Raw genomic sequence first — 17,769 nt, 5'->3', positions numbered from 1 at the left:
AGCACAAATTCCGTTGGGGCATGTTTCGGGGGCGTGTGCAGTTTTAAGAGGTTCGTTTCATGCTTTTTCAATGGGCTTCAAGAGATAATCTATCGAGAGCAGTTTGGAGTTCGCCCTAACTTGGCAAAAATACCAGTAACAAAAAGTCTGTCTGAAATAATACTTTTGATATCAAGTAGCAAGTTCTGCTTACCTGTAATTGTGTCTGCTGTTCTGTTTATTATATTTTTGGTTGCAGCTTCTGCTTTAGCCACTGAACAGGGTGATTGGCCATATGCCACTGTGATCGTTCTCTCCTTTCTGTCCAGCGCTGCTGCCGGGGCGTGGGTTGGCTCTGTCCGCAAGACACATGAACTGTCCGATGCCCTGGAAGAAGCAGAGGCCTCGCTGACGGAGGCGCAGGCCCAGGCCCAGCATGATCCGCTGACCGGCCTGCCGAACCGGCGTCATATCGAAATGGTGTTTCCTTCCATGGTGCACATGATGGAGCCGGACGAGTTCCGCGCTGTCATCATGATGGACATCGACGGCTTCAAACCGGTCAACGATGTCTATGGCCACAGCTTCGGCGATCTTCTGCTCAAGGAGTTCGCCGGCCGCCTGATCGAGGCCGTGGGCGAGGGCGGGCTTGTCGCCCGGCTGGGCGGGGATGAGTTTGCCATCGTCACCGGGGTTCTGGCCAACAAGGACGCGGCTGCGGGCGTCGCACGGCGGGTGCTGAACCGGGTGCAGGAGCCCTTCCTCATCGGTGCCCGGCAGGTCACGGTGGGCTCCGGCGTCGGCATCGCCGTTTTTCCGGACAATGGCTATTCCATCGTCGAGCTGCTGCGCCGGGCCGATGTGGCGCTGTACCGGGCCAAGACGTCCGGCCGTTCCACGTTCCGCTTCTTCGAGACGGAAATGGACGCGGCGATCCTGCACCGCACGCTGCTGGAGCAGCGGCTGCGCGGGGCGATTGCCAGCAACCAGATCAGCCCCCACTTCCAGCCGATCTGGAACCTGCGCAGCGAGAAGATTGCCGGCTTCGAGGCTCTGGCCCGCTGGACAGACCGGGACTTCGGCAAGGTGCCTCCCTCGCATTTCGTTCCCATCGCGGAAGACTGCGGCCTGATGCCGGAGCTGACCGACCACCTTCTGACGAAATCCTGCGAGGCGGCACTGCGCTGGCCTGACGATGTCTATCTGTCTTTCAACCTGTCGCCGGTGCAACTGCACGACCGGATGCTGCCGCTGCGCATCCTGACCATTCTGGGCAACACCGGCTTTCCGCCGGAGCGGCTGGAAATCGAGATCACGGAGAATGCCCTCATCAAGGACCCCAAGACGGCGCGGGAGATCCTCGGCCAGCTTTCGGATGCGGGCATCCGCATTGCGCTGGATGATTTCGGCACCGGACATTCCAGTCTCAGGTATCTCAGGGACTTCCGTGTCGACCGCATCAAGATCGACCGGTCTTTCATCGCGGGCATGGGAGAGGGGGGCGAGAACGCCGCCATCGTCCGCGCCATTCTGGGGCTTGCGGCGGGCCTTGGTATCGAGGCCATTGCCGAGGGGATCGAATTGCAGGAGCAGCGAGCGCAGCTGCGCCACGAAGGCTGCAACTACGGGCAGGGTTTCCTGTTTTCCCATGCGGTCAGCGCGGAAGATGCTTATGCCCTGCTCTGCGCCAACATTGCCCGCCAGCAGAGCCTGGATGCCTCGTCTCCTGCTTGACCAATTTCAAGGCGTCAAGCCCGTGCGGCGCTTGAGCAATTTCAAGACGTGATGCGTCAGCATCGAAAGCCTTGGTATCAACATCGAAAGCCCTGGTATGAGGGGCAAAAAGGGGCACCCGCTGCGCGGATGCCCCTCTGTCATGTCTGCCGGATTTTGATGGTGAAAGGCGGTCTCAGCCCGAATAGCCGACGCCGCCCGCTGCCGTCTGCAGGAAGGCGCCGCCGCAGGCCTTGGCCAGCTCGCGCACCCGCAGGATGTAGCTCTGGCGTTCGGTCACCGAAATGACGCCACGTGCATCCAGCAGGTTGAAGGCGTGGCTCGCCTTGATGCACTGGTCATAGGCGGGAAGCACCATCTGATGCACATCGGCGCCGGCCGCTTCCTTAGCCGCTTCGCCAGCGGCGAGCAGGCGGCGGCATTCTTCTTCCGCATCGCGGAAGTGGCGGAACAGCATTTCTGTGTCCGCATGCTCGAAATTATGCCGCGAGTACTCCTGCTCGGCCTGCAGGAACACATCGCCATAGGTGATCTTGTCCGCGCCTTCGCGGCCGTTGTAATTCAGGTCATAGACGTTATCGACGCCCTGAATATACATGGCCAGGCGCTCCAGCCCGTAGGTCAGTTCCCCGGAGACGGGTGAGCACTCGAAACCGGCCACCTGCTGGAAATAGGTGAACTGCGACACTTCCATGCCGTCACACCAGCATTCCCAGCCAAGGCCCCAGGCTCCGAGGGTGGGGCTCTCCCAGTCGTCCTCCACGAAACGCACGTCATGTACCGACGGGTCGAGGCCGATGGCGTAGAGGCTGTTGAGGTAGAGTTCCTGCAGGTTCTCCGGCGAAGGCTTCAGGATCACCTGAAACTGGTAATAGTGCTGCAGGCGGTTCGGGTTCTCGCCATAACGGCCGTCGGAGGGGCGGCGCGAGGGCTGCACATAGGCTGCCTTCCACGGGCGCGGCCCAAGCGAGCGCAGCGTCGTCGCCGGATGGAACGTGCCTGCTCCCACTTCCATGTCATAGGGCTGCAGCACGACGCAGCCCTGATCCGCCCAGTAGCGCTGCAGGGTCAGGATCAGCGCCTGAAAGGAATTTTCAGGGCGCATGTGGTCCGGAAGGGTTTCATTCGGCATCTGGCATTTCCCGGTCGTTCGAGACGGAGAGGGCACGGCGCAGCTGGCCGCCGCCCTGATTGGCCGGAGAGGTGCCACGGAGGCGGGACAAGGTCAAGCCGCACCCGCACGCAGGCGCGTGATTTGGGTGCCTGTCAGCCTGCCGGGGGCATCTCCCCCTCAAGGGGGGAGAGGAACTGGTGCCTGGCTGACAGTCCGCAATGAATGGTGACAGCCGCCGGAGGATCAGTCCTGCGGCCGGTAACGGCCCAATCAGTCTTGCGGCCGGTAACGGCCCAATCAGTCTTGCGGCCGGTAACGGCCCAGTCAGTCTTGCGGCCGGTAACGGCCGGTGCTGGGGTCGAGCTTCAGCGTCACCGGAATGGGCGTGCCCGGCGCGGGACGAACCTTCGACAGGCGCTGGTCCACCTTGGCCATCTCACGGCGCATGACGCGGGCAAGAAGGAGACCGGCGGTTCCGGCAAGGGCGAGGATGGCGAGAGGATGCATGAGGAATATCTCCAGATGATGTGCAATCCTCCCGCCCGATCGTGGCGGAGGCAAGGCAAAACGGGCCTCAAGATGTGGCGTTCCGGTCAAAAAATGTCACAGACCGTAACGGGCCCACAGGCTGCGGCTTTCGAGGGCGCCCAGCACGTCCTCCGTCAGGGCGCCTGCGTTCAGCGTGGCCCCGATGCCGCCGCCAACGCCGCCTGAGGATCTGCGGCCGAACAGCCCGCGTGGCTGGCTGATCAGCACCGGCTGCGCCTTCTCGCCGAACCGTTCCTTCAGCACGGAGACAAGATCTCCCTCCCTGTCGGCAAGGCCGAGACTGCAGGCGGTGCGTCCGGTCCAGAACAGGCCGCTGAACAGATCCGGATCCTGTGAGAGCAGCTCCCCGCGCCGGTCCTTGACCATGGAGATGAACACGTCGTGGATTTCGGCCTGCAGCGACTTCAGATGCGCCACGTCTTCCGGGTTCTCCGGGCTGAAGGCGTCCAGCGACACCTTGCGGGTGCCTGCGGTATAGACGCGCCGTTCCACGCCGATCTTGCTGATGAGTTCGGTAAAGCCAAAGCCAGCGGAGACGACGCCGATGGAGCCGACCACGGAGGACGGATCGACGATGATTTCATCGCCTGCGATGGCGATCATATAGCCGCCGGATGCCGCCACATCCTCCACGAACACAAGCACCTGCTTGCCATGTTCTTCGGCAAGGGCGCGGATGCGCGTATAGATGAGGCGGGACTGCACGGGTGAGCCGCCGGGCGAGTTGATGATCAGCGCCACGGCCGGAGCCTTCTTCATCGAGAAGGCCCGTTCGAGCGGTTTGGCCACGGACGCGAGCGTGAGGCCGCTGCGCAAAGGGCCGGTACTGCCAATGACGCCCTGCAGGCGGACCACAGGAATGGCGGCGGCGCCACGCCCGAGGAGTTTCTTCAGTCTGGTTTTGATTGCTGTCAGCATGAAATCCCGTTCCGGCTTGCCAGGGCAGGCGGTGATGCCTGCCAGTGAGCATTAGATAGTGCCGCGCGCGAGAAAATCAGCCTTTGTCTTGGCCGCCAGCTGGCTGACAGCTTCCCAGTTGAGGCGCAGGCCCGCCCCCTCATCGTCGCACCACATGACTTCCGCCACGATGGCGCGGGGCATGCCCAGCACGCGCAGATGGATGGTCTTGCCCAGATGCTTGACGCCGGCCGCCTGTACGCGGCATCCGGAACGGGCGGCATCAACGATGCGCCCCGTGACGCGGCGTGTGCGTTCAGGGTCCGTCAGCACCACCTGGATCGAGACGGCGCGGCGCGCTTCCTTGCGCTGGCTTTCGGCGTCGCCCGCCACCCCTGCAAAGACAATCGTTGCATCATTGCCGTTGATCGACGTCACCGTCGCAGCGCGGAGGCTTTTTTCGTCGCTGAAGCGCAGGGCGATGTTCTTCTGCAGCAGCGTGATATCGGGAGAGGAGAGAAGGCACCCCCACTGTGTGAGGTTGCTGATGGACGCCGGAATGCAGGTCAGGCGCTCGATGTCGATGGCCAGAACAGTCTGAGCCGCTTGCGTATCAGGTGCAGGCTTGGCCCTGCGGGGGGCTGCGAAACCGGATGGGATCCCGGCCGCTGCAGGCTTGACCACGGCCACAATTCCGCCGTCCGGCACGGATGGTTTTTCCGGCGCCTTTTCCGCTGTCTGGTCCGGCCTTTGCCGCCTTGTCGAGAATGCCGTATCTGTCATCGCCCACGATGCCCCGCCCAACATAATAGAGCTAGCTGATACAACTTTAACAATGGGTATACTTAAGGGCTCGCCCGGTCATCCAATTGCGTCACTTGCGCTGGAAAGTGCTTGTCTCAACGCAAGGAAGTCCCGCCAGGCAAGCCGTTTTTCCAGCGGGCTGCGCAGGAGATAGGCCGGGTGATAGGTCGCGATGGCGCGGATCTTGCGGCCGCCCGCATCATAATCCATCCAGCGCCCGCGCATGCGCCGGATGCCATCCGTGTTGCCTGTCAGCGCCTTGGCGGACGCAGCGCCCAGAAAGACCAGAAAGTCCGGGTTGGCGAGTTCGATCTGCCGGGCGATGAAAGGACGGCAGATTTCCGTTTCCTGCGGTGTCGGCGTGCGGTTGCCCGGCGGGCGCCAGGGCACGACATTGGCGATATAGACGGAAGATCTGTCGAGCCCGATGGCCGCCAGCATCCGGTCCAGCAACTGCCCGGAGCGGCCGATGAAGGGCACGCCGGACAGATCCTCGTCCCGGCCCGGCGCTTCGCCCACCAGCATCACCCGGGCGGACGGATTGCCATCGGCAAAGACCAGCGACTTGGCGGTGAGGCGCAGATTGCAGCCGTTGAAGGCGGCAAGGCAGGCCTTCAGGTCTTCCAGCGTTGCGGCTGACTTTGCCGCTTCGCGGGCAGACTTCACCGCCTGTTCGCCGGGGATGACCGCCGGATCCGTGGAGGCAGAAACAGGTGCCTGCGCCTGCGGTTCGGGCGCGGCATTGCGGTTGAGTGACGGCAGATTGAGAGGCGGCGGGGCGGCTTGACCGGCAATGCGTGACTGAACCGGACCCTGACCGTAATCTTGCGGGCTGAAACCGCCGCCGCGCGGGGCCGCCATGCCAGGGCCTGCATCAAAGCTGCGGCCCGGCGCTGCCGGCATGCCCTGCGGTCCCGGCGCTCCGCGCGACTGGCGCGCCATCGCAGCCTGCTCTGCTTCCAGCGCCGACTGGGCAAAACGGTCGATGACGTCATCTTCCACCCAGCCATCCACACCGGCGCCCTGAAGAAAGTCCAGAAGCGCCTCGATGTGCCGGGCCGTCAGGCCAGATGCTGAGAAAGACGTGATCATGCCGCCAATGTAACGGGAGATGGCGCAAACACAACATGCCTTGCCCCGCTCTCCCGTGATATCGGTTCCATTCCTGCGGCAAGCTGACGGGTTGACTAACGCTTACGTTAACGTAAAGTCTCAACCAGCCGAAACGGAGGAATTGCAGGTCCACTTGAGCTGCTCTAAAGAGGACGCGACGCTTAGACAGTCAAGCGGGCAGGGTGGGGCCGCCTGCTGCAATTGCGCCAGTCTGTTCGCAGTCTGGCGTGCTTGAGAGGGAGAGTGCGATGACGGAAGAGCTTGAGCTGCCCGAGCGCGAAAGCATGGATTTTGACGTGGTGATTGTCGGTGCTGGCCCCGCAGGCCTTTCCGCCGCCATTCGCCTCAAGCAGATTGCCAATGAGAAGGGCGAAGAGCTGTCCGTCGTGGTCCTGGAAAAGGGCTCGGAAGTGGGCGCGCACATTCTCTCTGGCGCAGTCATTGACCCGATTGCCCTGGACCGCCTGCTGCCGGACTGGCGCAGCGAGGACACGCCCATCAAGACGGCGGTGACGGCTGACCATTTCCTCGTGCTGGGACCTGCCGGTTCCATGCGCCTGCCGAATGTTCTGATGCCCAAGCTGATGAACAACCACGGCAATTACATCGTTTCGCTGGGCAATGTCTGCCGCTGGCTGGCCACCAAGGCCGAAGAGCTGGGCGTGGAGATCTACCCCGGCTTTGCCGCCGCCGAAGTGCTCTATGACGACGATGGCAAGGTTGTCGGCGTTGCCACCGGTGACATGGGCATTGGCCGTGACGGCAAGCCCAACCACAGCTACACCCGCGGCATGGAGCTGCGCGGCAAATACGTGCTGATTGCCGAAGGCGTGCGCGGTTCGCTGGCCAAGCAGCTCATCTCCCGCTTCGAGCTGGACAAGGATGCGGATGTGCCGAAATTCGGCATCGGCATCAAGGAATTGTGGCAGATCGATCCGGCAAAGCATCAGCTGGGGCTGGTGCAGCATTCCTTCGGCTGGCCGCTGGACAACCGCACGGGCGGCGGCTCCTTCCTCTATCATCTGGAGGACAATCAGGTCGCCGTCGGCTTCGTGGTGCATCTCAACTACCAGAACCCGCACCTGTCGCCCTTCGACGAGTTCCAGCGCTTCAAGACCCATCCGGCCGTCCGTGACACTTTCGAGGGCGGGAAGCGCCTTGCCTATGGTGCACGCGCCATCACCGAGGGCGGCTACCAGTCGGTTCCGAAGCTCTCTTTCCCCGGTGGCCTGCTGATCGGCTGCTCCGCCGGTTTCGTCAACGTGCCGCGCATCAAGGGCTCGCACAACGCTATGCTCTCCGGCATGATCGCGGCCGAGCATGTGATGGAGGCGCTGGGCCGGGGTGAGGCGAATGCCGAACTGACGGCCTTTGACACCGCCTGGCGCGAAAGCGACATCGGCAAGGACCTGAAGAAGGTGCGCAACGTCAAGCCGCTGTGGTCGCGCTTCGGTGCGGTCATGGGCGTCATGCTGGGCGGCCTCGACATGTGGACGAACGAACTGTTCGGCTTCTCCTTCTTTGGCACCATGAAGCACGGCAAGACCGACGCGCAGAGCCTGAAGCCGGCTGCCGAGTGCAAGCCGATCGCCTATCCCAAGCCCGATGGGGTCGTCTCCTTCGACAAGCTGTCCTCGGTGTTCCTGTCCAACACCAACCATGAGGAGGATCAGCCGGTCCACCTGAAGGTGAAGGACATGGCGCTGCAGAAGGCCTCCGAGCACGACGTCTACGGCGGCCCGTCCAACCGCTATTGCCCGGCCGGTGTCTATGAATGGGTCGAGGAAGGCGAGGGCGCGCCCCGCTTCCAGATCAACGCGCAGAACTGCGTCCACTGCAAGACCTGCGACATCAAGGACCCGAACGGCAACATCACCTGGACGGTGCCGGAAGGCTCCGGCGGTCCGAACTACCCGAACATGTGATCCTTCTTCAGCCCCCGGCGAGCCCAGCTTTCCGGGGGCTGTTTTTGGGCAAACAGGAACATTCCCGCGCCGTCCCGCAGATTCTGCGTCGTCCCGGACGAAGCGAAGCGGAGATCCGGGAACCACTCGCTTCCAGAGCGATGAGAGGTGTTGACGCCGGAACGGCTTGCATCGGGCGAGAGCCTGCCGCCAGGCTCTGGGCAATCGCCCTTCTCTGCAAGCGAGTAGTCCCCGGCTCGCGCTACGCTTGGCCGGGGTGACACAGTGCTGGTTACAGCGCCGGTGCATGGGCGTATGGCGGCAGGTGGGGGCTTTGCTGTGCAAATCATTCAACGCCTTAACCATGTCCAGCGTCCGCAAGAAAAAATAACGCAGGGGCAGGCTGGAAATTTCGCGGCATTAACTCCTTCTCAAGGTTAACAGGACAAACTCAAGGTCAAGTCTTGATGGGATGTCCCCTGTTGCGTTCGCGGCCCTGTAAAGGCGCGGAAGGTTGGAGTTGCGTTGCGTATGTTCGGCCCCGTTTATCTCTGCGGCAAGCCCATCCGTCCGCGCCGGCGCTTCAAGCTCCGTCACGCGCTGGCCGCCGCCCCCCTCGCTTTCATCGGTCTCACCGGCTCCATCGGCCAGCAGGATATCAGTGCACTGATGTCAGCAGGCGGCATGCCGTCCTGGATGCAGGCGCTGGAGACCGTCGATTTCAGCTCGCAGCTGCCTCCCACTTTGACACTGGCACAGGCAACGCCCCTGCCGGCGCCGGAGCTGACGCTGGAAGGCGTCACTGTATCGGCACCGCAGGGCATGCAGAACACCGTGATCAAGGGGCTTGAGCCTCTGGTGCGCGAGACGCTGCCGACGGAAGTGCCGGACGAGATCCGGATCAACCGCACCGGCAAGGGCGACCGTTTCATGTCCATGGCGCCGGACCGGGAAATGCTGGAGCAGGCTTCCGGCTCGGTCTATGCCATGGCCAGCCTCATTGGAAACGGCGGTCAGGCCGACATGCCGCGCGTTGCCTTCGTCAAGCCCGAGCCGCTGACGGCCGATCAGCGCAATCAGTTCGCCAGCGCCGCCAAGCAGCCGAAGGGCGGCCGCAGCAAGGGCACGGAGGAAGCGGGCGAGCCGATGGATCTGCAGCGCATGATGATGGCGCGCAACGCGGCTGCAGCCGGCTTCTCGCTGGTGTCAGCCTATGCGCCGGAAGCGGCCGATACGTCCCGCGATCCGTTCACGGCTCTGTTCGGTCCACAGTATGAAGTGGACCTGCCGCCGCCGGAAGATCCGCAGAACCCGCATTGGTGGGCGCAGAAGCCGTTGCCGTTGTCTGTTGTGGAACCCAAGGAACAGCGCTGCATGGCCGAGGCGATCTACTTCGAGGCACGGGGCGAATCCGAGGAGGGGCAGGTCGCGGTGGCTCAGGTGGTGCTGAACCGGGTGAAGAACCCGGCCTATCCGAACTCCATCTGCGAAGTGGTCTATCAGAACCAGAACAGGCGCAACCAGTGCCAGTTCTCCTTCGCCTGTGACGGCATTCCGGACCGGATCACCTCGCAGGCCGCATGGACCAAGGCGCAGCGCCTTGCCAAGGAAGTGGTCTCGGGCCAGCAATATCTGAAGATGGTGGATGCCTCCACGCACTATCACGCCACCTACGTGAAGCCGCGCTGGGCCGGTGAAATGAACAAGCGCGGCCAGATCGGCCTGCACATCTTCTACAAGACCAAGGCCGGCGGCTGGAACTGAGGCTGATCAGGAAATGTGAGGGGCGGGAGAACTGCCCCCCGTCGTCGTCCCGGACGCAGCGAAGCGGAGATCCGGGACCGGTGAGCCGAGGTTTACCTGTTCTATAACGTCCTGAACCAATTGACACTCTGGCTCACCGGTCCCGGATCGCGCGGGGCGCGTCCGGGATGACGATGGAGAGGTCAAGGCACTGGTTCTGCCCAATCACCCGATGCCGATATCGAGCCCCAGATCCAGAACCGGGGCGGAGTGGGTGATCCAGCCGGAGGAGATGAGGTCGACGCCAGCCTCGGCCACGGCGCGCACGGTGGTCTCGTCGATGCCGCCCGAAGCTTCCAGCAGCACCTTGCCGCCGGCGATGGCCACAGCCTCACGCAGGCGGTCCGGGCCCATGTTGTCCAGCATGATGACGTCGGGCTTTGCCTCCAGCGCCTCGCGCAGCTGGTCCAGCGTGTCCACTTCCACCTCGATCTTCACCAGATGCCCGGCAAAGGCCTTGGCCGAGTGGATGGCTTTGGCGACGCCCCCCGCAACGGCGATGTGATTGTCCTTGATCAGGATCGCATCATCGAGACCGAAACGGTGATTGGAGCCGCCGCCGCAGCGCACGGCATATTTTTCGAAGGCGCGCAGGCCCGGTGTCGTCTTGCGGGTGCAGACGATCTTCGCCTTCGTATGCGCAATCGCATCGGCAAAGCGGGCGGTCGCCGTGGCGATGCCGGAGAGTCGTCCGAGATAATTCAGCGCCACGCGTTCCGCCGCCAGCAGCGCCCGTGCCGGGCCATCGATGCGGGCGACGATGGCGCCCGGCGTCAGCCTTGCGCCGTCGCCGGCCAGAACGTCCACCTTGAGCTTTGGCGAGGTGAGGGCAAAGGCGGTGATGGCAAGGTCGATGCCCGCCAGCACGCCGTTCTTGCGCGCGGCGATGACGGCGCTTGCCGATACATCCGGGCCGATGGTGGCCTGTGAGGTGATATCCCCGGCGCGGCCCCAGTCTTCCAGCAGGGCAGCGCGCACGGCGTCTTCCACCATCAGATGCGGCAGTTCGGGCAGGAAGGCGGTCATGCGCCTTCTCCGGCCATGTTGGCGAGGTCAAAGGCAGACAGCGGGTCCTTCACCGCCTCGCTGGCGCCTGCTGCGGCTGCGTTCACCTGATCCAGCGTCAGGAAGCTGCGCTTGGCCTGTGCCGGATCGGCCTGCGGGAAGTCGGAGCGGTAATGCGCGCCCCGGCTTTCCTTGCGCAGGAAAGCGGCTGCGGCCACGATCTTGCCCGCAATCATCATGTTGCGGATGGAGGTGCGCTGCACCCGCGCTTCGGCCGCAGCGATGCGGGCGAGGGCGGTCTGCAGCCCGTCCGCATCCCGCTCCACGCCCACCAGATCATTCATCGTCTGGCGCAGGATGGAGATGGCGGTGCGCTCATCGTGGTTGCGCTGGCTGGGCAGGCCGGGTTCATCGTCCAGTTCTTCCCAATAGGCGGTGCGCGGGGTCGGCATCAGGCCCTGAATGTCCTCGGCGATGCGTGCGGCAAAGACCACGGCTTCCAGCAGCGAATTGGAGGCCAGCCGGTTGGCGCCATGGGCACCGGTGGAGGCGACTTCGCCCGCCGCCCACAGGCCGTCCAGCGAGGTGCGGCCGTTCGCGTCCGTGAGCACGCCGCCCATGTGATAATGCTCGGCCGGGGCAATCGGGATCGGCTGCGTCACCGGGTCGATGCCCGCAGCAATGCAGGTGGCGTAAACGGTGGGGAAGTGTTCGGCAAAGCCTGCGCCGATTGCCTCGCGGCAATCAAGGAACACGCCGCGCCCGGCGGCCCGCTCGCGGAAGACGGCGCGGGCGACGATGTCACGCGGGGCCAGTTCGGCCAGCGGATGCACCTTCTGCATGAAGCGCTCACCGGCGGCGTTCACAAGGATCGCGCCTTCGCCGCGCAGGGCTTCGGTGGCCAGCGGTGCCGGATCACGGCCAAGATCCAGAGCGGTGGGGTGGAACTGCACGAACTCCGCATCCGCCAGAACGGCCCCGGCGCGGGCTGCCATGCCGAGGCCGTGGCCATTGGCCTCACCCGGATTGGTGGTGACGGAATAGAGATGGCCGATGCCGCCGGACGCCAGAACAACGGCCGGTGCCTGGAAGGCGAGGCGCTCCAGCCCGCCGCGGCGGCGCGCCATCACACCCGTGACATAACGGCCTTCGGTGATCAGGCTTTCGCCGAGATACCCTTCGATGACGCGGATGGACGGCGTGTTGCGCACTGCCGTCACCAGCGCATCCATGATGGCGCGTCCGGCCATGTCCCCGCGCACGCGCACCACGCGGCTCTGGGAATGGGCTGCCTCGCGCGAGACCTGCAGGCGGCCCTCCAGATCCTTGTCAAAGGGCACGCCATAGCTCAGCAGGTCATGCACCCGGCGCGGCGCTTCCGCCGTCATCATGGCAACGATCTTGTCCTGGCAGATGCCGCCGCCCACGGCCAGCGTATCGGCGAGATGGCTTTCGGATGTGTCCCCGTCGGAAACGGCAGCGGCAATGCCGCCCTGCGCCCAGGCCGAGGAGGCCCCTTCACCGATCGGCGCATTGCTGATGATGGTGACGGGGCGCGGGCTGAGTTTCAGCGCGCAGAACAGGCCTGCAAGACCACCTCCGAGGATCACCACATCGTCCACGCCGCGCGCAGACAGGGAGGGGGCCAGGATTTCGCTACGTATTGCCATCGCAGGGGCTTTCCAAACGGCGCCGGAAGGCAGCTCCGCCTCCGGCCGCAAGGCCGCACCCGGACAGATGGGGGAGGGAAGGTCCGGGCGGGTCAGAAAACAGGACAGGCCGGCGCGCCAGGGTGACGCGCCGGCTTGCCGGTCAGCTCTTCAGGTTGATCATACGTTCCACCGCCCGGCGCGCAAGGCCGGCGACGGCGGGATCAACCGTGACTTCTTCTTTCATCTCGATCAGGGCATCGAGGATCTTGGACAGGGTGATGCGCTTCATGTGCGGGCACAGGTTGCAGGGGCGGATATAGTCCACGCCCGGCGTCTCGCTCGCCACATTGTCCGCCATGGAGCATTCGGTGATCATCATCACCTTGGCGGGCTTCTTTTCCTTCACCCAGTCGATCATGTGCTTGGTCGAGCCGGCAAAGTCGGCCTCGTCCACCACTTCCGGCGGGCATTCCGGATGGGCAATGATCTTCACGTCCGGATCGATCTTACGGTAGTCGCGCAGCTCCTGCGCGGTGAAGCGCTCATGCACCTCGCAGGCGCCATCCCAGACCAGCACTTCCACGTTGGTCTTGCGGGCGACGTTGGCGGCCAGATACTTGTCCGGGATCAGGAACACGCGGTCCACGCCAAGGCTTTCCACCACCTGCACGGCGTTGGACGAGGTGCAGCAGATGTCGCACTCGGCCTTCACGGCGGCAGAGGTGTTCACATAGGTGATGATCGGCACGCCGGGATTGCGCTCGCGCAGGGCACGCACATCTTCAGCAGTGATGGACTCGGCCAGCGAGCAGCCGGCGCGGCTGTCGGGGATCAGCACCGTCTTCGACGGATTGAGGATCTTGGAGGTCTCGGCCATGAAATGCACGCCGCACTGGACGATCACGTCCGCACTGGTGCGGGTTGCCTCGATGGCCAGCTGCAGGCTGTCGCCCACCACATCCGCCACGCCGTGATAGATATCCGGCGTCATGTAGTTATGCGCCAGGATGACGGCGTTGCGCTCCTTCTTGAGCTTGTTGATCGCATGGATCGTCGGCGCAAGAGCGGGCCACTCGATGGCGGGGATGATGTGCTTGACCTTCTCGTAGATGGGCGCCGTCTCGCGCGCCACCTCTTCCGTATAGGCCAGGTCCGGACGGTTCACCGCACCATGACGGTCAATCGCCAGCTCCGCTGCAGGCCTGACCTCGCAGGCGGAACGTGAGGAAATCAGCGTGGTAGCCATAGGGCCGTACTCCCTTTGGAGCTCAGATCTATTATGCTCATTTTGAGCATATGGCCGGTAAAAGAAAACGGGACTGACCGCCCCTTGCCTGCCACCGTCTTTTGCTCTTCCTGAGCTTATATAGTCCTGCCCGCAGACCAAATCCACACTTTCTGCAGAAAAGTGTCATATTTTTGAAAAGATGATATTTTCCAGAGGCTTGTTTGTGTGCTGGCAATGGGTTGCGGATTGGAGGCGAGGCCGTTCCAAAACAAAGCCCCTGTTCAAACGGCCCATAAGAAGCTCTCATCCCTGCATCACAAACATTCACTTGAGTGACAAAGGCGCAGGCGCATAGTAGCGGGCGAGGGGCTCATCACACGGCCCGGAGTGTGTGAATCGGAGAAACCGGGCATGTCCGCAGCTTCAACGCCTGCAAGGGCCAATATTCCGCTGATCATCATCTGCGGCTGTGCCATTGCGCTTCTGTCCTTCGGGCCGCGCTCGACCATGGGCATGTTCTTCCAGCCGATGACCGAAGCGCGCGACTGGTCGCGGGAGATCTTCTCGCTGGCCATCGCCATCCAGAACCTGATGTGGGGCATCGGCCAGCCGGTGGCGGGCATGTTTGCCGACCGGTTCGGCACGTGGAAGACGATTGCCCTTGGCGCGGTGTTCTATGGCTCGGGCCTGTGGCTGATGGCGGACGCCACCTCGCCGGTGGCGCTGCACATGACCGGCGGCGTGCTGATCGGCCTTGGCATTGCCTTCTCCAGTTTCTCCATGGTGCTCGCCGCCTTTGCCCGCACGGTGACGCCGGAAAAGCGCTCCCTCGCCTTTGGTGTCGGCACGGCCTCCGGTTCGCTGGGCCAGTTTCTGTTTGCGCCGCTGGGGGCCGGGCTGATTGCCGAAATCGGCTGGCACAACACGCTACTGGCCTTCTCCGGCCTGATGGCGCTTCTCCCGCTGCTCGCCATCGCCCTGCGCGGCAAGCCGGATGCAGCCGCCTATGCCGGGACAAGCGCCGACCAGAACCTGGGTCAGGCCATTTCAGAAGCCTTCAGGACACGCGGCTATCTGCTGCTGACGCTGGGCTTCTTCGTCTGCGGCTTCCATGTGGCTTTCATCACCGTGCATCTGCCGCCCTACATCTCCGACCTTGGACTTGAGGCACGCTGGGGCGGCTATGCCATCGCCCTCATCGGCCTGTGCAATGTCTTTGGATCGCTGGCGTCGGGCTATATCGGCACGCGCCATTCCAAGCCGCATTTCCTGTCGCTGATCTACTTTGCCCGTGCGGTCGCCATCACCCTGTTCCTCATGGCCCCGGCCTCACCGGCCTCGGTGCTGATCTTCTCGGCGGCCATGGGCTTTCTGTGGCTGTCCACCGTGCCGCCCACGTCCGGCCTTGTGGCGGTCATGTTCGGCCCGCGCTACATGGCAACGCTCTTCGGTTTCGTCTTCCTGTCGCACCAGCTCGGCTCGTTCCTCGGTGTCTGGCTGGGCGGCAAGCTCTATGACGAGCTGGGCTCCTATGATGCGGTCTGGTGGCTCGGCATCGCCCTCGGCCTTCTCGCGGCCATCGTCCACTGGCCGATCCGCGAACAACCCGTCGCCCGCCTCGCTGCGGCGGAGTGAGTGATCTGCACCTCTACCTCTCCATCGTCATCCCGGGCGCGCCTACGCGATCCGGGATGACGATGGAGAGGATGTGCCTTTGTCTCTCTTGCCTCACCGCCCGCCAACCCTGAGCCCCGGGGCGGGACGTTCCTTCAGGATTTCGCGGCGGAAGCGGAAGAGGGCGGCGGGGCGGCCGCCGGTGGCGGTGGAGGTGGCGCCGGTGGGCTCCACCAGCTCGGCGTTTTCCACGAGGCGGCGGAAGTTCTGCTTGTGCAGGTGCCGCCCGAAGATCGCTTCCACCGTCTGCTGCAATTCGGTGAGGGTGAAGGTGTCGGGCATCAGCTCGAAGATCACCGGGCGGTATTTCAGCTTGCCGCGCAGGCGCGAGAGGGCAGTGGCCAGCACCCGGCGGTGATCGAAACGCATGGGGCGGCCGAATTTCGGCAGATCCGGGCAGGCCAGCGCCTCGGGCCGCCCGTCACGCAGGGCCTCCTGCACAAGCCCGGCGCCATAGATCAGTTCATAGCGGTCGAGCGCCCGCTCCTCGTCCCAGCTGCCTTCATCCTCGCCAAAGGCAAGGCGGATGCGCTCGGCCCGGCCAAGGCCGCTGTGTGGCGCTTCCGGCGGCATGCGGCCGGAGGCAGCGTGCAGCGCGGGCAGAAGATCGCGGTCGAGCATCGCAGGCCGCCCGTCACGCCAGTCTTCCCAGGGGAAATAGTCATACCAGGACCGCCAGGACGAATGATGCTGCGACAGCACATCCTCGCTGTCCGCGCTCTTGCGGGTGAGGGCGAGATAGCCGACGGACACCACATGCGGGCCGCTGTCGCCGCTGGTCATGTGGCGGCCCCGGTCGCCGAAGGTGTACAGCTGCTCCACATAGCCGATGGTGAGGGCGGTCTGTTCCTCCACCCAGGTGCGCAACCCGCTTTCAAAGGTGCGGTGATGCAGCGGATCGAAAGGGCCGAAGGGCAGGCCCTCGGCCTCGTCCTCTCCGCCACCGGCAAAGGTGACGACCTGCGGCACGCCCTCGCGCACGGCAACGATCACGGCATTCAGGCCGATCTCGATGGTTGCCGTGGTCTGGTTCATCCGCGCCCGCTCCTTCAGGCCAGAGGCATTTCGAAGGGCGTGCCCTCGAAGGCATCAGCCCCGCGGCCGATGGCCCGGATCGCCTCGATCATGCGCCCGTCGCGGGCAAGCATGCGGTCGGCAATCGCCACCAGCCTGGCATTGGGCGTTGCGGAGGGGGCACGGGCGCGCAGAACCGAGGCAAGCTCCGCCTCATCCGCATCCGGCGTCAGCGCACAGGCGGTGATGAAGGCGCCCGCCGTAGACCGGCTGATTCCCGCCCAGCAATGGATGACCAGCGGGGCGGCCTTGTCCCAGTCCTGCACGAAGTCCAGAAGCGAGCTCACATGCGCTTCGCCGGGCGGCACGAGGCCTTCCACCGGGTCCACGATGTCGTTGAAGCCAAGGAACAGGTGATTGTCCGCCGCAATGGACTGGGGCCGTTCCACCGGCGTGCCGGCATTGATCAGGCTGACCATGCGGGTGGCGCCCGTCCACTCCACCGTTTCCTTGAGGCGGGAAAGAGAAGACACGTAAAGCATCAATTGGTCATCCTGAAACTGTGTCTTTGAAGAGTAACCTTTTTACACCCCTGCGTCACCGCCCGCGCGCAGCCTTCTGCGGCGTGTTTGCGGCAAGGGCGGCTATGGCCTCGAAGCGTTCGGTGAAGGCAATCTGGGCGGCAGCTGCGGGCATCGGTTCAAGGCCAAGGCGCGGAGCATTGGCCGGGCCGGTGCCGAAGCCCTTGGGCCGTCCGAAGATCTTGCCTGCCTCCTCATCACCGAATCCTGCCAGTTCCACCGCCTCGAAGTAAGCGCAGATGATATCGGCCTTCTTCGCCAGTTTCTTGACAGCCTCCGGCAGCTTGCCCGGCAGGCCGAAACGCCTGTGGATGGCTTCCTGCAGACGGCCTTCCACCAGCTTGTAGTCGCCGCCCATCACCGCCTTGAAGGGGGAGATCATGTCGCCGATCACATATTCCGGCGCATCGTGCAAAAGCACGGCCAGCCGCCACTGCGGCGTCAGGTCCGGCTTCAGCTGCAGGGCGATGTCTTCCACCACGAGGCTGTGCTGGGCGACGGAAAAGGCGTGGTCGCCGTGCGTCTGGCCGTTCCAGCGGGCGACACGGGCAAGGCCGTGGGCAATGTCGGACAGTTCCACATCCAGCGGCGAAGGGTCCAGCAGGTCGAGCCTGCGGCCGGAAAGCATGCGCTGCCAGGCGCGGGGCGGAAGTTCGGGGCGGTCGGCAGCCATGGATGCTCCGTCAGTCTTGGGCCATCAGTCTTGGGCCGGTGCGGC

General features: G+C 64.0%; 15 protein-coding genes. 4 read left to right on the top strand and 11 right to left on the bottom strand.

Translation table 11 applies throughout. The features are described from left to right. Positions 1-282: 282 nt before the first annotated feature. Positions 283-1,713: a putative bifunctional diguanylate cyclase/phosphodiesterase gene (locus ACVNHC_RS01680; protein WP_457166272.1), complete on the top strand. Its 1,431-nt coding sequence runs from the start codon at positions 283-285 to the stop codon at positions 1,711-1,713. A 175-nt stretch (positions 1,714-1,888) separates the two neighbouring features. Here the strand turns inward: ACVNHC_RS01680 and ACVNHC_RS01675 are convergent, their stop codons facing one another. The 5 genes from ACVNHC_RS01675 to ACVNHC_RS01655 all read right to left on the bottom strand — a co-directional run bounded on the left by ACVNHC_RS01675 (position 1,889) and on the right by ACVNHC_RS01655 (position 6,169). Continuing rightward, the gene (locus ACVNHC_RS01675) at positions 1,889-2,845 is read right to left on the bottom strand and encodes a glycine--tRNA ligase subunit alpha (protein WP_058897792.1); all 957 of its coding nucleotides are present in this window, start codon (positions 2,843-2,845) and stop codon (positions 1,889-1,891) included. A 306-nt stretch (positions 2,846-3,151) separates the two neighbouring features. Next, the gene (locus ACVNHC_RS01670; RefSeq protein WP_050471935.1) at positions 3,152-3,334 is read right to left on the bottom strand and encodes a hypothetical protein; all 183 of its coding nucleotides are present in this window, start codon (positions 3,332-3,334) and stop codon (positions 3,152-3,154) included. Between the two features lie 96 nt (positions 3,335-3,430). Beyond that, positions 3,431-4,294, bottom strand: coding sequence for a S49 family peptidase (locus ACVNHC_RS01665; RefSeq protein WP_457166271.1), 864 nt, complete (start codon positions 4,292-4,294; stop codon positions 3,431-3,433). A 51-nt stretch (positions 4,295-4,345) separates the two neighbouring features. Continuing rightward, on the bottom strand, positions 4,346-5,056 hold the full coding sequence (locus tag ACVNHC_RS01660; protein ID WP_457166270.1) for a PilZ domain-containing protein: 711 nt from the start codon (positions 5,054-5,056) through the stop codon (positions 4,346-4,348). Positions 5,057-5,134: 78 nt separating this feature from the next. Further along, a complete protein-coding gene (locus ACVNHC_RS01655; RefSeq protein WP_123193681.1) occupies positions 5,135-6,169 on the bottom strand; it encodes a uracil-DNA glycosylase in 1,035 nt (344 codons plus the stop codon). Positions 6,170-6,438: 269 nt separating this feature from the next. Between ACVNHC_RS01655 and ACVNHC_RS01650 the strand changes: the two genes are divergently transcribed. Both ACVNHC_RS01650 and ACVNHC_RS01645 read left to right on the top strand, forming a co-directional pair. Beyond that, complete coding sequence (locus ACVNHC_RS01650; RefSeq protein WP_457166269.1) at positions 6,439-8,115, top strand: electron transfer flavoprotein-ubiquinone oxidoreductase; 1,677 nt, start codon at positions 6,439-6,441, stop codon at positions 8,113-8,115. A gap of 510 nt (positions 8,116-8,625) precedes the next feature. Next, positions 8,626-9,858 (top strand): cell wall hydrolase, encoded by a 1,233-nt coding sequence (locus ACVNHC_RS01645; RefSeq protein WP_058897787.1) that lies wholly within the window; start codon positions 8,626-8,628, stop codon positions 9,856-9,858. Positions 9,859-10,062: 204 nt separating this feature from the next. Here ACVNHC_RS01645 and nadC read toward each other — a convergent pair whose 3' ends face one another. From nadC to nadA, 3 genes are all read right to left on the bottom strand, one after another. Further along, a complete protein-coding gene (gene nadC, locus ACVNHC_RS01640; protein WP_055455157.1) occupies positions 10,063-10,923 on the bottom strand; it encodes a carboxylating nicotinate-nucleotide diphosphorylase in 861 nt (286 codons plus the stop codon). Beyond that, entirely contained in the window at positions 10,920-12,572 is a 1,653-nt protein-coding gene (locus ACVNHC_RS01635; RefSeq protein ID WP_094462273.1) for an L-aspartate oxidase, read from the bottom strand. Before ACVNHC_RS01635 ends, nadC begins: the two co-directional genes overlap by 4 nt. Positions 12,573-12,714: 142 nt before the next feature. Then, entirely contained in the window at positions 12,715-13,800 is a 1,086-nt protein-coding gene (nadA, locus tag ACVNHC_RS01630; protein ID WP_457166268.1) for a quinolinate synthase NadA, read from the bottom strand. Between the two features lie 393 nt (positions 13,801-14,193). Between nadA and ACVNHC_RS01625 the strand changes: the two genes are divergently transcribed. Beyond that, on the top strand, positions 14,194-15,417 hold the full coding sequence (locus ACVNHC_RS01625; RefSeq protein ID WP_457166267.1) for an MFS transporter: 1,224 nt from the start codon (positions 14,194-14,196) through the stop codon (positions 15,415-15,417). 93 nt (positions 15,418-15,510) lie between these two features. Here the strand turns inward: ACVNHC_RS01625 and ACVNHC_RS01620 are convergent, their stop codons facing one another. The 3 genes from ACVNHC_RS01620 to ACVNHC_RS01610 are packed head-to-tail and all read right to left on the bottom strand — an operon-like array spanning position 15,511 to position 17,724. After that, the gene (locus ACVNHC_RS01620; RefSeq protein WP_058897783.1) at positions 15,511-16,491 is read right to left on the bottom strand and encodes an NUDIX hydrolase; all 981 of its coding nucleotides are present in this window, start codon (positions 16,489-16,491) and stop codon (positions 15,511-15,513) included. A 14-nt stretch (positions 16,492-16,505) separates the two neighbouring features. After that, positions 16,506-17,012, bottom strand: coding sequence for a tyrosine phosphatase family protein (locus tag ACVNHC_RS01615; protein ID WP_457166266.1), 507 nt, complete (start codon positions 17,010-17,012; stop codon positions 16,506-16,508). A gap of 55 nt (positions 17,013-17,067) precedes the next feature. Next, entirely contained in the window at positions 17,068-17,724 is a 657-nt protein-coding gene (locus ACVNHC_RS01610; protein WP_058897781.1) for an HD domain-containing protein, read from the bottom strand. Positions 17,725-17,769: the final 45 nt, after the last annotated feature.

It is taken from the genome of Pannonibacter sp. Q-1, assembly GCF_054073275.1.
The sequence above is the reverse complement of the archived record's forward strand: the minus strand, read 5'-3'. Positions and strand labels throughout refer to the sequence as shown.

What these genes read in the sequence shown, in the direction of transcription:
- nadA (WP_457166268.1), bottom strand. Translation starts at nt 13,800, where the DNA reads ATGGCTACCACGCTGATTTCCTCACGTTCCGCCTGCGAGGTCAGGCCT.
- ACVNHC_RS01620 (WP_058897783.1), bottom strand. Translation starts at nt 16,491, where the DNA reads ATGAACCAGACCACGGCAACCATCGAGATCGGCCTGAATGCCGTGATC.
- ACVNHC_RS01675 (WP_058897792.1), bottom strand. Translation starts at nt 2,845, where the DNA reads ATGCCGAATGAAACCCTTCCGGACCACATGCGCCCTGAAAATTCCTTT.
- ACVNHC_RS01660 (WP_457166270.1), bottom strand. Translation starts at nt 5,056, where the DNA reads ATGACAGATACGGCATTCTCGACAAGGCGGCAAAGGCCGGACCAGACA.
- ACVNHC_RS01655 (WP_123193681.1), bottom strand. Translation starts at nt 6,169, where the DNA reads ATGATCACGTCTTTCTCAGCATCTGGCCTGACGGCCCGGCACATCGAG.
- nadC (WP_055455157.1), bottom strand. Translation starts at nt 10,923, where the DNA reads ATGACCGCCTTCCTGCCCGAACTGCCGCATCTGATGGTGGAAGACGCC.
- ACVNHC_RS01610 (WP_058897781.1), bottom strand. Translation starts at nt 17,724, where the DNA reads ATGGCTGCCGACCGCCCCGAACTTCCGCCCCGCGCCTGGCAGCGCATG.
- ACVNHC_RS01670 (WP_050471935.1), bottom strand. Translation starts at nt 3,334, where the DNA reads ATGCATCCTCTCGCCATCCTCGCCCTTGCCGGAACCGCCGGTCTCCTT.
- ACVNHC_RS01650 (WP_457166269.1), top strand. Translation starts at nt 6,439, where the DNA reads ATGACGGAAGAGCTTGAGCTGCCCGAGCGCGAAAGCATGGATTTTGAC.
- ACVNHC_RS01635 (WP_094462273.1), bottom strand. Translation starts at nt 12,572, where the DNA reads ATGGCAATACGTAGCGAAATCCTGGCCCCCTCCCTGTCTGCGCGCGGC.
- ACVNHC_RS01625 (WP_457166267.1), top strand. Translation starts at nt 14,194, where the DNA reads ATGTCCGCAGCTTCAACGCCTGCAAGGGCCAATATTCCGCTGATCATC.
- ACVNHC_RS01615 (WP_457166266.1), bottom strand. Translation starts at nt 17,012, where the DNA reads ATGCTTTACGTGTCTTCTCTTTCCCGCCTCAAGGAAACGGTGGAGTGG.
- ACVNHC_RS01665 (WP_457166271.1), bottom strand. Translation starts at nt 4,294, where the DNA reads ATGCTGACAGCAATCAAAACCAGACTGAAGAAACTCCTCGGGCGTGGC.
- ACVNHC_RS01645 (WP_058897787.1), top strand. Translation starts at nt 8,626, where the DNA reads ATGTTCGGCCCCGTTTATCTCTGCGGCAAGCCCATCCGTCCGCGCCGG.